At 70.3% G+C, this 12,229-nt stretch carries 13 protein-coding genes and 4 pseudogenes; 9 read left to right on the forward strand and 8 right to left on the reverse strand.

What is annotated here, in order from left to right; translation table 11 throughout:
• Positions 1-120 precede the first annotated feature (120 nt).
• The 4 genes from LP418_RS24580 to LP418_RS24590 all read right to left on the reverse strand — a co-directional run bounded on the left by LP418_RS24580 (position 121) and on the right by LP418_RS24590 (position 3,381).
• Complete coding sequence (locus LP418_RS24580) at positions 121-1,083, reverse strand: 3-hydroxyacyl-CoA dehydrogenase (protein ID WP_257954059.1); 963 nt, start codon at positions 1,081-1,083, stop codon at positions 121-123.
• A gap of 294 nt (positions 1,084-1,377) precedes the next feature.
• Positions 1,378-1,995 (reverse strand): enoyl-CoA hydratase-related protein, encoded by a 618-nt coding sequence (locus LP418_RS24585; protein WP_336276130.1) that lies wholly within the window; start codon positions 1,993-1,995, stop codon positions 1,378-1,380.
• Between the two features lie 213 nt (positions 1,996-2,208).
• Positions 2,209-2,463 carry a hypothetical protein gene (locus tag LP418_RS31500; RefSeq protein ID WP_336275806.1) on the reverse strand — a complete coding sequence of 85 codons (255 nt, stop codon included), beginning with the start codon at positions 2,461-2,463 and terminating at the stop codon, positions 2,209-2,211.
• A gap of 24 nt (positions 2,464-2,487) precedes the next feature.
• The gene (locus LP418_RS24590; protein ID WP_442940003.1) at positions 2,488-3,381 is read right to left on the reverse strand and encodes a thiolase family protein; all 894 of its coding nucleotides are present in this window, start codon (positions 3,379-3,381) and stop codon (positions 2,488-2,490) included.
• Between the two features lie 163 nt (positions 3,382-3,544).
• Between LP418_RS24590 and LP418_RS31505 the strand changes: the two are divergent.
• From LP418_RS31505 to LP418_RS31520, 4 genes and pseudogenes are all read left to right on the forward strand, one after another.
• A pseudogene (locus tag LP418_RS31505) lies at positions 3,545-4,688 on the forward strand (PAC2 family protein).
• Between the two features lie 7 nt (positions 4,689-4,695).
• Positions 4,696-4,755 (forward strand): annotated as a pseudogene (locus LP418_RS31510) (hypothetical protein); the annotation flags it as partial.
• A gap of 55 nt (positions 4,756-4,810) precedes the next feature.
• Complete coding sequence (locus LP418_RS31515) at positions 4,811-5,341, forward strand: acyl-CoA thioesterase (protein ID WP_336275808.1); 531 nt, start codon at positions 4,811-4,813, stop codon at positions 5,339-5,341.
• 146 nt (positions 5,342-5,487) lie between these two features.
• Complete coding sequence (locus LP418_RS31520) at positions 5,488-6,867, forward strand: M23 family metallopeptidase (RefSeq protein WP_336276131.1); 1,380 nt, start codon at positions 5,488-5,490, stop codon at positions 6,865-6,867.
• A gap of 15 nt (positions 6,868-6,882) precedes the next feature.
• Here LP418_RS31520 and LP418_RS24615 read toward each other — a convergent pair whose 3' ends face one another.
• From LP418_RS24615 to LP418_RS24630, 4 genes are read right to left on the reverse strand one after another with little or no spacing between them, the layout of a single operon-like run.
• Entirely contained in the window at positions 6,883-7,614 is a 732-nt protein-coding gene (locus LP418_RS24615; RefSeq protein WP_257954061.1) for a MaoC/PaaZ C-terminal domain-containing protein, read from the reverse strand.
• Between the two features lie 13 nt (positions 7,615-7,627).
• Positions 7,628-8,260, reverse strand: coding sequence for an SDR family oxidoreductase (locus LP418_RS24620; protein ID WP_272496289.1), 633 nt, complete (start codon positions 8,258-8,260; stop codon positions 7,628-7,630).
• Entirely contained in the window at positions 8,205-8,360 is a 156-nt protein-coding gene (locus LP418_RS24625) for an SDR family NAD(P)-dependent oxidoreductase (RefSeq protein WP_272496290.1), read from the reverse strand. The genes LP418_RS24620 and LP418_RS24625 overlap by 56 nt, the downstream gene beginning before the upstream one ends.
• Entirely contained in the window at positions 8,357-8,926 is a 570-nt protein-coding gene (locus LP418_RS24630; protein ID WP_257954062.1) for a hypothetical protein, read from the reverse strand. Before LP418_RS24630 ends, LP418_RS24625 begins: the two co-directional genes overlap by 4 nt.
• A gap of 207 nt (positions 8,927-9,133) precedes the next feature.
• On the opposite strand from LP418_RS24630, the pseudogene LP418_RS34495 reads away from it, so the two are divergent.
• The 5 genes and pseudogenes from LP418_RS34495 to LP418_RS24655 form a co-directional block, all read left to right on the forward strand.
• Positions 9,134-9,346: pseudogene (locus LP418_RS34495) on the forward strand (acetyl-CoA C-acetyltransferase); the annotation flags it as partial.
• Positions 9,347-9,464: 118 nt separating this feature from the next.
• Positions 9,465-9,830: pseudogene (locus LP418_RS34500) on the forward strand (acetyl-CoA C-acetyltransferase); the annotation flags it as partial.
• Positions 9,831-9,897: 67 nt separating this feature from the next.
• Entirely contained in the window at positions 9,898-10,416 is a 519-nt protein-coding gene (locus LP418_RS34505) for a hypothetical protein (protein ID WP_257954063.1), read from the forward strand.
• Between the two features lie 223 nt (positions 10,417-10,639).
• A complete protein-coding gene (locus LP418_RS29980) occupies positions 10,640-11,734 on the forward strand; it encodes a transposase (protein WP_272496291.1) in 1,095 nt (364 codons plus the stop codon).
• 26 nt (positions 11,735-11,760) lie between these two features.
• The gene (locus LP418_RS24655) at positions 11,761-12,123 is read left to right on the forward strand and encodes a transposase (RefSeq protein WP_257957176.1); all 363 of its coding nucleotides are present in this window, start codon (positions 11,761-11,763) and stop codon (positions 12,121-12,123) included.
• Positions 12,124-12,229 lie beyond the last annotated feature (106 nt).

The following is a 12,229-nucleotide window of genomic DNA, read 5'->3' on the forward strand; positions in this document are numbered from 1 at the left end:
CCTGTCGAGCTACTTGAGCTGGAACAGGGTGCCCCGAGCGGTCAGACCTGCATGGTCGGAAATGACCAGTCCCCGGCCATCCCTCGAGGGGAGGGGGCCGGGGACCGGTGATTCACGTGCTCAGTGGAAGCGCTTGCCGTTGACCTTCTCGGAGACGCCCTCGCGGTCGAGGAGCTTGGTGATGCCACCGTTCCAGAACTGGAAGCCGGCACCCATGATCATCGCGAGGTCGATGTCCTCGGGCGCCAGCGCGACGCCCTCGTCGAGCATCCGGCGGATCTCGTCGGCCAGTGCCTCGAGGACCGCGGTGCGGATCTCTTCGACAGACCGGACGACCGGGTCGGCGGCCGGGACGACGAGCGCCTCGACCTCGGGGGCCACGGTGCCGTCGGCGGCGTACCACGAACCGATCTTGGCCTCGACGACCTTCTGCAGGTTCGGCGAGACGTACATGCGATCGGGGAACGCCCGGTTGAGCGTCTCGTTGTTGTGCAGCGCGATGGCCGGACCGACCGGGCCGAGCAGCACGAACGGCGGCATCGGCGACAGGCCGGCGAAGGCCTTGTCGACCTCGGGCACCGGGGTGCCCTCGTCGGCGATCCCGGCGACCTCGCCCATGAACCGGCCCAGCAGGCGGTTCACGATGAAGGACGGCGAGTCCTTGACCGGGATCGAGGTCTTGCCCGGGCCCCCGGACGTGGCGAACGCCGTCGCCAGCGCCTCGTCGGACGTGGTCTCGCCCTTGACGATCTCGACCGGGGGCATGATCGCGACCGGATTGAAGAAGTGGAAGCCCACCACTCGCTCCGGGTGCGCCAGGTCCGCTGCCATCTCGGTGATGGAGAGCGAGGAGGTGTTGGTCGCGAAGACGGCGTGCTCGGGAGCGACCTTCTCCGCGTTGGCGAAGACGGTCTTCTTGACGCCCATCTCCTCGAAGACGGCCTCGATGATGAAGTCGGCGTCGGAGAAGGCCTTCGCGTAGTCGACCTCGGCGGTCACCAGCGCCTTGAGGCGGTTGGCGCCGTCGGTGGTCAGGCGGCCCTTGGCGACCAGCTTGTCGATCTCGGCGTGGACGTAGGACACACCCTTGTCCGCGCGCTCCCCGGTCGAGGTCGGTGAGGACCACTGGCACCTTGAGGCGACGGACGAAGAGCAGGGCGAACTGCGAGGCCATCAGGCCGGCGCCGATGACGCCGACCTTGGTGACCTTGCGCGCCGGGGCCTTGTCGGGGGCACCTGCCGGACGCTTGGCACGCTTCTGCGTGAGGTCGAACGAGTAGAGCGAGGCGTCGAGCTCCGGGGTCATCGCCGGGTCGACCAGCGCTCGGTCCTCGAGCGCGAAGCCCTCGGCCCCGGTGTTGGTCTTCGCGGCCTCGATCAGGTCGAGCAGGCGGGTCGCAGCGACGGACTTGCCACCGGTCTTGCCCTCGGCGACCGCACGACCCCGGGCGACGGCGTCGTCCCATGCCCGGCCGCGGTCCACCTCGGGACGCTCGACGGTGACGTCACCGGTGAGCACCCAGGGACGCCCAGAGCAGCGACTGCTCGAGGTAGTCGGCGCCGCCGAAGATGGCGTCGGCGAGGCCGAGGTCGAAGACCTCCCCGGCCCTTGAGCACCTTGCCCCGGTTGAGCGGGTTCTCCAGCGCGACCTTCACCGCGGTGCCGGCGCCGACCGGGTTGGGCACCAGCCGGGCGCCGCCCCAGCCGGGGACCGGGCCGAGCATGACCTCGGGGAGCCCAGCGGCGGGGATGGACTCGAGCACGGTGCGGTAGTCGCAGTTGAGCGCGACCTCGAAGCCACCGCCGAGGGCGAGGCCGTTGATGAAGCCGAACGACTTCTTGCCACCGACCGTGGAGTCGAGCTTGCCGAAGACGAAGTGGCCGAGCTCGGCGATCGTGCGGATCGCGTCGGCCGACCCGGCCGAGCGGAGCGCCGTCAGGTCGGCGCCGGCGGCCGGGATGAACGGCTTGCCGGTGACACCGATCGCGTTGATCTCGTCGTCGGCCGGGGGCCGCGTCGATCGCCTTGTCGAGCTCGACCAGCGATCCCGGGCCGAACGTGTTCGGCTTGGTGTGGTCGAAGCCGTTGTCGAGCGTGATCAGGCCCATGACCCCCGCAGCACCCGGGAGGGTGACCTTGCGGAGCTTGGCCTGCGTGATGACCTCGGCCTCGGTGACGAGCGCCTCGGCCCGCGTGATGACGTCGCTCACTTGGACTCCCCTTCGGTGTTGCCGTTCCAGTTCGGGTTCTCCCAGACGATCGTGCCGCCCATGCCGAGCCCCACACACATGGTCGTGATGCCGTAGCGCTTGGACGGGTCCTGCTCGAACTGACGCGACAGCTGCAGCATCAGTCGCACGCCCGACGAGGCCAGTGGGTGACCGAAGGCGATGGCGCCGCCGAACGGGTTGACGCGAGCGTCGTCGTCGGCGATGCCGTAGTGGTCGAGGAGGGAGAGCACTGGACCGCGAAGGCCTCGTTGATCTCAGAAGCCGTCGATGTCGTCGATGGTCAGACCGGCCGGGCGCAGCGCCTTCTCGGTCGCCGGGATCGGGCCGGCACCCATGAACTCGGCCTCGACCCCGACGAAGGAGTAGGAGACCGGGCGCATCCCGGGCTCGAGACCGAGCTCGGCGGCGACGTCCTCGGCGGCCGGGATGCAGGCGGTGGCGCCGTCGTTGATGCCCGCCGCGTTGCCCGCGGTCACGCGACCGTGCGAGCGGAACGGGGTCTTCAGGCCGGCCAGCGACTCCATGGTCGTCTGCGGGCGCATCGGCTCGTCGGTCGTGGCCGGGCCCCAGCCCTCCTCGGCCGAGCGGGTGGCGACGGGGACGAGGTCCGGCTGGATCAGCCCGGCGGCGTACGCCGCGGCGGCCTTGGTCTGCGACGCCACGGCATAGGCGTCTGCGCGCTCCTTGGTGATCGCCGGGTAGCGGTCGTGGAGGTTCTCCGCCGTGTTGCCCATGGCGAGCGCCTCGGGGTCCACGATCTTCTCCGAGATGATGCGCGGGTTGGGGTCGACGCCCTCGCCCATCGGGTGGCGGCCCATGTGCTCGACACCGCCCGCGATGACGACGTCGTAGGAACCGAAGGCGATGCCACCGGCGGTGGTCGTCACGGCCGTGAGGGCGCCGGCGCACATGCGGTCGATCGCGAAGCCGGGGACGCTGATCGGCAGGCCGGCGAGCATGCCCGCGGTCCGGCCGATGGTGAGGCCCCGGTCGCCGATCTGGGTGGTCGCCGCGATCGCGACCTCGTCGATCCGCTCGGGCGGGAGGGACGGGTTGCGACGCATGAGCTCGCTGATGCACTTGATGACGAGGTCGTCGGCGCGCGTTTCGGCGTACTGGCCCTTGGCCTTGCCGAACGGGGTGCGCACGCCGTCTACGAAGACGACCTCTCGCAACTGACGGGACACATGATCTCCCGGTGGGGCAGGGGGAGTTCGAGCGGGACGCACAGAGGTTACCAGCGGGTAACAATGGGGGACAGTGGCCCGCCTGTGTGTCCGGTCACGCGGCGCCGATCACTAGGCTGGGGGCATGTCCGAACCAACGCGCCTGGTGCACATCGTCGATGACTCCGGCGACGTCCTCGATGACGCCTCCGAGCTGACGCTCGTCGTCGTGCTCTCGGGCTTCCTCGACGCCGGCAAGTCCGCAGAGCTCGCCGCCCAGCACCTCGAGAGCCCGGGGGAGGGGCGGGTCGTGGCGACCTTCGACGTGGACTCCCTGCACGACTACCGCGCCCGCCGACCACCCGTGTCGTTCGTGCGTGACCACTACGCCGACTACGAGCCGCCCCGGCTCGTCGTGCAGGCGCTGCGCGACACCGGCGGCACCCCCTTCCTGCTGCTGCGCGGGGCCGGAGCCCGACATCCGCTGGGAGGGATTTGCCCGGGCCGTGCGCGAGGTGGTCGAGCGCTTCGACGTACGCCGAGTGGTGAGCCCGGGCTCCGTCCCGATGGCCGTGCCGCACACCCGCCCGATCGCGATCACCCCACACGCCAACCAGCCCGAGCTGGTGACCGGGCCCAGTCCGTGGAGCGGTGAGCTGCGGGTCCCGGCCAGCGCCCGGGCGCTGCTCGAGATCCGCCTCGGGGAGTGGGGCCACCCCGCCATGGGGTTCGTCGCGCACATCCCGCACTACCTCGCTCAGATGGCCTACCCCCGGGCCGCGGTCGTGCTGCTGGAGCAGCTGGAGATCGGTGGCCGGCTCACGATCGACCTCAGCGAGGTGCGCGCCGCCGGCGAGATCACCGAGGCGGAGATCGCCACCTACCTCGAGTCCCACGACGACGTGGGCGCCGTCGTGCAGGGCCTCGAGCAGCAGTACGACGCCTTCCGCGAGGCCGAGTCCAACGGTTCGTCCCTGCTGGCCGACGACGAGCCGATGCCGACTGGTGACGAGATCGGGCGCCAGTTCGAGCAGTTCCCGGCCGGCCTCGACCGCCGCGACGACGACACCCCCGGAGGGCTGATGCCGTCCTCTGCCACCGAGCTGCTCGAGCTGTTGCAGCTCGAGGACCTCGACGTCGACCTCTTCCGCGGGCAGCAGGCCCGCACGTCTCGCCAGCGCGTCTTCGGGGGCCGGGTCGCTGCCCGGGCCGTCGCCGCCGCGACCCGGTCCGTCGAGGACGGCATGGTGATGCACTCGATGCACTCCTACTTCCTGCGACTCCGGTGACACGGCCGTGCCGATCATCTACGACGTCGAGCGGATCCGTGACGGGCGCTCCTTCGTCACCCGCCGGGTGATGGCCCGCCAGCACGGGCGCCCGATCTACTTCATGACCGCCAACTTCCAGGGTGCCCGAGGACGGTCTCGACCACCGGGACCGGATGCCCGACGTCCCGCCGCCCGAGATGGGTGTCTCGATGATGGACATCGCGCGGTCGCACAGCCCCGAGTCCGTCGCGGAGTGGGAGCGCGAGTGGTCCGCCCTCGACGTCCGCTATGTCGGCACCAGTGCCATGGGTCTGCCCGCCGACCCCGACCACCCGGCCCGCGCCCAGCTCTGGCTGCAGGTGGCCGACCACCTCGGCGACGATCCGGTGGTGCACTCGGCGGCGTTCACCTACGCCACCGACCTGACGTTGCTGGGCGCGACCCTGACGCCCCACGGCATCCACATCAACTCCTCGCGCCTGATGCCCGCCTCGCTCGACCACGCCATCTGGTTCCACCGGCCCTTCCGGGCGGACGAGTGGTGGCTCTACGACCAGGTCTCTCCGGTGGCGCACGGCGGTCGCGGGCTGGCGATGGGGCGGGTCTTCACCCGGGACGGGACGCTCGTGGCCAGCGTGGCCCGGGAGGGCCTGATCCGGGTCATCGCCTAGCACCCATTTGGTTCATATCCGTGCATTCCGCGGACAGACACGCCGACGGCGTGGTTACGTGTGAGCACTCGTGTGGCGTCTGTGACTCCTTCCCCGGTGCGGCCCACATCTCCTGCTCCCGATCGCCCAGAGAGACCGACCGCGCCGTGAAGACCCCTGCTCGACGACGCCTGCCCGCGGCGTCCGCCACCGCTCTCGCCGGGCTGACGCTCGTGCTCTTCACGGGATCGGTCGCGTTCGCCGTACCCCTGACACCGCACCGGGTGCCCTTCCCGTGCGGCCAGACTCGGACCGGGTCCACCCGCGGCAGCCACTCGCCCTCCATCCGCGCGATCGACTGGAACCGCTCCGGTGACGAGGGCGACACGGTCGTCGCGTCGGCCTCCGGCACCGTCACCACCGCCGAGCCGACCGGCTCCCGCGGCTACGGTCACCACGTCGTGATCGACCACGGCAACGGCGAGAGCTCGGTCTACGGCCACCTCGACGCCGTCAACGTCGTCCTCGGGCAGTACGTCGACCGGGGGCGCGCTCGTCGGCACGGTCGGCAACACCGGGAACTCCCACGGCGCGCACCTGCACTTCGAGGAGCGCCGGGGACAAGTCCGTCGTCGCCTCGGCCTTCGGGGGGCGTGCCCTACTTCTACGGCAGCATCACCTCGTTCAATTGCGTCGACGTCCCGATCGCCGGTGACTTCACCGGCGACGCGATCTCCGAGGTCGCGGTCTATCGCCGCGGCAAGAAGTCGGCGTTCGTGGTCAACGACCCGGCGGGTGCGCGGGTGCTGGCGTTCGGCAACGCCACCGACGAGCCGGTCGTGGGCGACTGGGACGGTGACGGCGCGATCAACGTCGGCATCTTCCGGGCGAAGAAGGGCAAGTTCCGCCTGCAGACGCCCACCGGGATCGTCAAGGTCCGCTACGGAGCTGCCTCGGACCGCGTGGTCGCCGGCGACTGGGACGGCAACGGCACCGACGATGTCGGTGTCTTCCGCGCCAGCCAAGGCACCTTCTACCAGCGGATGGCGGACGGTTCGTCGGCCACCGTGCTGCTGGGCGACGTCGACGACCTGCCCGTCTCCGGCGACTGGGACGGCAACGGCGTGACCGACCTCGGCGTCTACGACCGGGCGACCGCGACCTTCACGCTGCGCCTCGTCGATGCAAGCGGCCGTGCTGACCGCACCCCTCGCGCTCGGCGTGCCCGGCGACCTGCCCGTTGCGGGAGACTGGGACGGCGACGGGACCACCGACGTGGGCGTCTGGACGCCGTCCACGGCCACCTTCACGCAGGGAAAGGCATTGTTCTCCGCGCAGAGCGTGTTGCCCGAGGAGTTCGCCTCCCGCTTCGCCGCCACGACGATCGAGTTCGGGCTGCCCCGAGGCTGACCGCCGTCAGGCAGGCGTCGCGCGACCCACGAGGTGCGGCGAGCCGTCCTTCGGGTTGGTCAGCGAGAACGTGTGCGTGCCACCGTCGAGGCGGTCGGCGAAGGCCACCGTGCCCGGCAGGAAGACCGGCTTCTTGAAGGCGACCTCGACGGTCACCGCGTCGGGCAGGCGGTTCTCGATGGCCGCGATGCTGCGGGCCTTGGTCCACATGCCGTGGGCGATCTGGCGGGGAACCCCAGCGCCTTGGCGGTCAGCGGGTAGAGGTGGATCGGGTTGTGGTCACCCGAGACCCCGGCGTAGGTGCGACCGAGGTCGGCGGGCAGCTTCCACTCCACGCCACCGGTCGGGGCATCGGCGATGGCCGGGCCGGCGTCGGGCTCACCGTCGGGCTTGCCGCCTCGACGGAGGTACGTCGATGTCGACTCCCACACGACGTCGCCGCCGCTCGTCACGGTGGTCACGAAGTCGAGCAGCGCACCCTTGGCGTGAGCCCGCGGTGCCGCGACAGCCGTGGTCAGGTCGAGCACCTCGCCGACCGCGATCGCACGGTGGGCCGTGATGGTGTTCTCCGGGTGGACCATGCCGATGGCCGGGTAGGGGAACGCCGGGTCGCTCATGATCGCCATGTGCAGCGGGAACGCCAGCATGTGCGGGTAGGGCAGGGGGACGGTGTCCTTGCGGGGGAACCCACACACGGCGGCGTACGCATCGACGTCGCTGCGCGTGGCCTCGACGCCGGTGCGGGCGTAGGAGAGGCCGGTGAAGGTCTTCGCCGAGGACTTCTTCACGCCGGGCAGCTGGTTGACGCCGGGCACGACCGGAAGCGCCGCCTTGAGCAGGGTGCTGAGTCCGCCGGGCGTTCCCGACAGCTGCTTGGCCTGCATCAGGCGCCCAGCATCATCTGGCCGCACACCCGCACGACGTTGCCGTTGACGGCCGTCGATCCGGGGAGGCGAACCACGCGATGGCCTCGGCCACGTCGACCGGCAGGCCGCCCCGGCTGAGCGCGTTGAGGCGCTGGCCGACCTCGCGGGTGGCGAACGGCACGGCCGCGGTCATGGCGGTGATGATGAAACCGGGCGCGACGGCGTTGATCGTGATGCCGCGACCGAGGTCGTCGGCGAGCGAGTCGACGAAGCCGATGACGCCGGCCTTGGAGGCGGCGTAGTTGGTCTGGCCGACGTTGCCGGCGATGCCGGCGATCGACGCGACGCCGATGATCCGACCGTTGTCGTTGACGACCTTCTCGTCGAGCAGCGCGCGGGTGATCCGCTCGGGGGCGGTGAGGTTGACCCCGATCACGCTGGACCAGCGGTCCTCGGCCATGTTGGCGAGCTTCTTGTCGCGCGTGATGCCGGCGTTGTGCACGACGATGTCGACCCCGCCGTGCTCGGTGGCGAGGTGGTGCGCGACGCGTGCGGTGCGTCCTTCGCGGTGATGTCGAGGGTGAGGTAGTCGCCGTCGAGCTCCTTCATCAGCGCCCGGAGCTCGCTGGCGGCACGGGTACGTCGACGCCGACGACCTTCGCACCGTCGCGGTGCAGCACCCGGGCGATCTGCTCGCCGATGCCGCGGCTCGCGCCGGTGACCGGGGCCACCTTGCCCTCGAGCGGGCGGGCCCAGTCGGTCACCGCTTCGGCCTTCTTCTCCCGGTGGGCGCCGATGCGCACGACCCGGCCGGCCGGAGACGTAGGCCGACTTGGGGGAGAGGAAGAACGCGAGCGTCGAGGCCAGTGCCGAGTCGGCGCCCTTCGTCACGTAGACGAGGCTGGACGGTGCCGCCCTTGCCGAGCTCCTTGCCGAGCGAGCGGGTGAAGCCCTCGAGCGCGCGCTGGGCGACCCGCTCCGAGCCCTTGACCGACTCGGGCGTGGTGCCGAGGACGACGACGCGCGGGCAGGTGTCGAGGCTGCGCAGCAGCGGGGTGAAGAACTCCCGGAGGGCGATCAGACCCTCGGCGTCGGTGATGCCGGTCGCGTCGAAGACGAGACCCTTGTACTTCTCGCCATCGGCCGTGGCGGTGGTGGAGGCGATGCCGAGTCCGTCGAGCACGGTGGGCAGCTGGGCGCTGAGCCGGCCCCGGCCGCCCGGGACGACGGTGCCCCGGACGAGCGGCGCGCCGTCGACGTACCGCTCAAGACGCGTGGGGCTGGGGAGGCCGAGGTTCTTCACCAGCAGCTTGCCGATGGGAGAGGACACGAAGCCCCGGTAACGGTCGCTCATGGGTGTGGATCCTCCGGGGAGTCAAAGAGTGTGTGGGAAAGTTGTAACAAGTGGTGTAACTCTGTGTCCACATTTCGTGATGTGGCGCTCATTGCATTCCCAGCATGGGGTGTTGCGAGCAAGGATAGGAGCCGCGCTGGCAGTATCCGCCGCGCACACCAGTCGTCAGTCACAGGAGCCCACATGCAGGCCAAGACCCGCCGCGTCGCCGTCCTCGGCGGCAACCGGATCCCGTTCGCCCGGTCCAACAGCGTCTACGCCGGCGTCTCCAACCGGGAGATGCTGACCGCCACCATCGACGGGCTCGTCACCCGCTTCGGCCTCGAGGGCCAGACCGTCGGGGAGGTCGTCGCCGGCGCCGTGCTCAAGCACTCGCGCGACTTCAACCTCACCCGCGAGTCGGTGCTCGGCTCGAAGCTGTCGCCCGAGACCCCCGCGACCGACATCCAGCAGGCCTGCAGGCACCGGCCTGCAGGCCGCGATCACCGTCGCCAACAAGATCGCGCTCGGCCAGATCGACTCCGGCATCGCCGGTGGCACCGACACCACCTCCGATGCTCCCGTCGCGATCAGCGACAAGCTGCGCAAGAAGCTGATGAAGGTCAACATGGCCAAGGACACCCCGAGCAAGCTGAAGGCGCTCGGTGCGATCCGCCCCGGCGACATCGGCATCGAGGTCCCGCAGAACGGCGAGCCCCGCACCCGCCTCTCGATGGGTGAGCACGCCGCGCTGACCGCGCTGGAGTGGCGCATCACCCGCGAGGCGCAGGACGAGCTGGCCGCGTCGTCGCACCAGAAGATGGCGGCGGCCTACGACCGTGGCTTCTTCACGGACCAGATCACGCCCTTCCGCGGCGTCGAGCGTGACAACAACCTGCGCGCCGACTCCAACGTCGAGAAGCTCGCCACCCTCAAGCCGGTCTTCGGCAAGGGGCGAGGCCGCGACCATGACGGCCGGCAACTCGACGCCGCTCAGCGACGGCGCCTCGGCCGTGCTGCTCTCGTCCGACGACTGGGCCAAGGAGCACAAGCTCCCGGTGCTCGCCTACCTCACGGAGTACGAGACCGCGGCCGTCGACTACGTCAACGGCAACGAGGGACTGTTGATGGCTCCCGCCTACGCCGTACCGCGCATGCTGGCTCGCGCCGGACTGAAGCTCCGGGACTTCGACTTCTACGAGATCCACGAGGCCTTCGCCTCCCGGGTGCTCTCCACGCTCGCCGCGTGGGAGGACCCGGTGTTCTGCAAGGAGCGTCTCGGCCTCGACGCGCCCCTCGGCTCGATCGACCGCGCGAAGCTGAACGTCAACGGCTCCTCGCTGGCCGCGGCGCACCCGTTCGCCGCGACCGGCGGTCGGATCATCAACACGCTCGCGCACGAGCTGGCGGAGAAGGGCTCGGGCCGTGGCCTGATCTCGATCTGCGCCGCCGGCGGCGTGGGCGTCGTCGCGATCATGGAGCGCTGACCGGGCACAAAGTCGTCAGGTGCAGGAGTCCCCGCTTACGCGGGGACTCCTGCACTAGTTGGCCGTTGCAGAGGCTGTTGCTAAATCGCCGGTCCGGGTACGTGACCTCTGAGCGCTGTGCCGAAATACTGGGGCCATGGCTCGTTCGTATCGTCCGGTTGATCGTGATCAGCAGTTTCTGATGCCTCCCTCGTTGCGTGAGTGGTTGCCGGAGGATCACCCGGTGTGGTTCGTGTTGGGGGTCGTGGAGGAGCTCGACACAAGCGGTTTCCATGCCCGGCACCCGAAGGTCGGTCCGGGGCGCCGCGCGTTCGATCCGGACCTGCTGCTGGGAGTGCTGGTCTATGCCTACGCGGTCGGGGAACGTTCCTCGCGACGGATCGAGACGCTGTGCGGTGAGCACGTGGCGTTCCGGGTGTTGTGCGGGCGCGATGTGCCCGACCATACGGTGATCTCCCGGTTCCGCGCGACCCATGAGGACCGGTTCGCTGAGGTGTTCGCGCAGGTGCTGGTGCTGTGCGGGCAGGCCGGGATGGGCAGACTCGGCACGGTCGCGATCGATGGCACCAAGATCGCCGCGAACGCCTCGATCTTCGCCAACCGGGCCGAGGACTCACTGCGCGCTCAGGCCGACCGGATCGCCCGCCAGATCGCCGCCGAGGCTGCCGCGGCCGACGCGGCCGAGGACGAGCTGTACGGCGACAAGCACGGTGATGAGCTGGCCCCCGAGTTCGCCAACCCGGCCACCCGCGCGGCCGCGATCAAGGCCGCGCTGGCCGAGATCGAGAAGGAGAAGACCAAGCAGGCCGAGGAAGCCGCCGATGAGGCCGAGCGACGCGCACAAACCCGGCAGGTCCGGGCCGCGGCCCTGCGTGAGGAACTTGCCGCGGCCGAGCGGGAGGCCGCGGCACGGGTCGCGGCCCGGGAGGGCGTCCGGGAAGCGGCTCGCACCCACGGCACGCGCCGCCCCAGCGGGCAACGGCCACAGTTGGTGTCATGGAAGGTCCGCCGGCTGCGCGAGCGGCTGGCAGCCCTTGAGCGTCGCGCGGCCACCGCGGCTCCCCACCCCCGCAAGAGCATGGGCCGTGCGAGCACCCGGAAGGCGAACTTGACCGACCCGCAGAGCCGGGTCATGAACACGCGTACGGGCTGGGTGCAGGGCTACAACGCCCAGCTCGCGGTCACCGCCGACCACCTGATCCCGGCGCTGATGCTGACCCCGGGCGCCCACCGACATGGACTGCCTGCAACCGATGATGAACGCAGCCCAGAGCGCCGCGAGGACCATCGCCCACACACGAGCCGACGACGGCGGTGACGATGAGATCGGGCTGGTCCCGGCCGATGCCGGCTACTGCTCGATGGACAACCTCACCGCCCCCGGACCCAACCGGCTCATCGCCACCGGCAAGGACCGACGACTCGCCGACGAGGCCGCCGACGACCCGCGGACCGGCCCACCACCGCCCGACGCGAGCCCCGCTCGAACGCATGCGGCACCAGATGAAGACACCCGAAGGACTCGCCGCCTACGCCCACCGCGGCGCAACCGCGGAACCAGTCAACGCACACCTCAAAGACCAGACCGGACTACGCCGCTTCAGCCGCCGAGGACTCGCCGCGGCCACCAGCGAACTCAACCTCGCCGCCGCAGTCGTGAACCTGCTCAAGCTCCACCGCCACACCACCGCAGCACTGGCCACCTGACGAGATCGGCCGGGCGCGCGCCCGGCCGACGACCCTCAACACCGCCATCGCCGCCATCCCCACGCGCCGACGTACCGAAATCAAACAGCAACAGCCTCTGCAACGG

Source organism: Nocardioides sp. B-3 (assembly GCF_024703895.1).
Classification (GTDB): Bacteria; Actinomycetota; Actinomycetes; order Propionibacteriales; family Nocardioidaceae; genus Nocardioides.

What these genes read in the sequence shown, in the direction of transcription:
- LP418_RS24655 (WP_257957176.1), top strand. Translation starts at nt 11,761, where the DNA reads ATGCCGGCTACTGCTCGATGGACAACCTCACCGCCCCCGGACCCAACC.
- LP418_RS34505 (WP_257954063.1), top strand. Translation starts at nt 9,898, where the DNA reads ATGACGGCCGGCAACTCGACGCCGCTCAGCGACGGCGCCTCGGCCGTG.
- LP418_RS24615 (WP_257954061.1), bottom strand. Translation starts at nt 7,614, where the DNA reads ATGCAGGCCAAGCAGCTGTCGGGAACGCCCGGCGGACTCAGCACCCTG.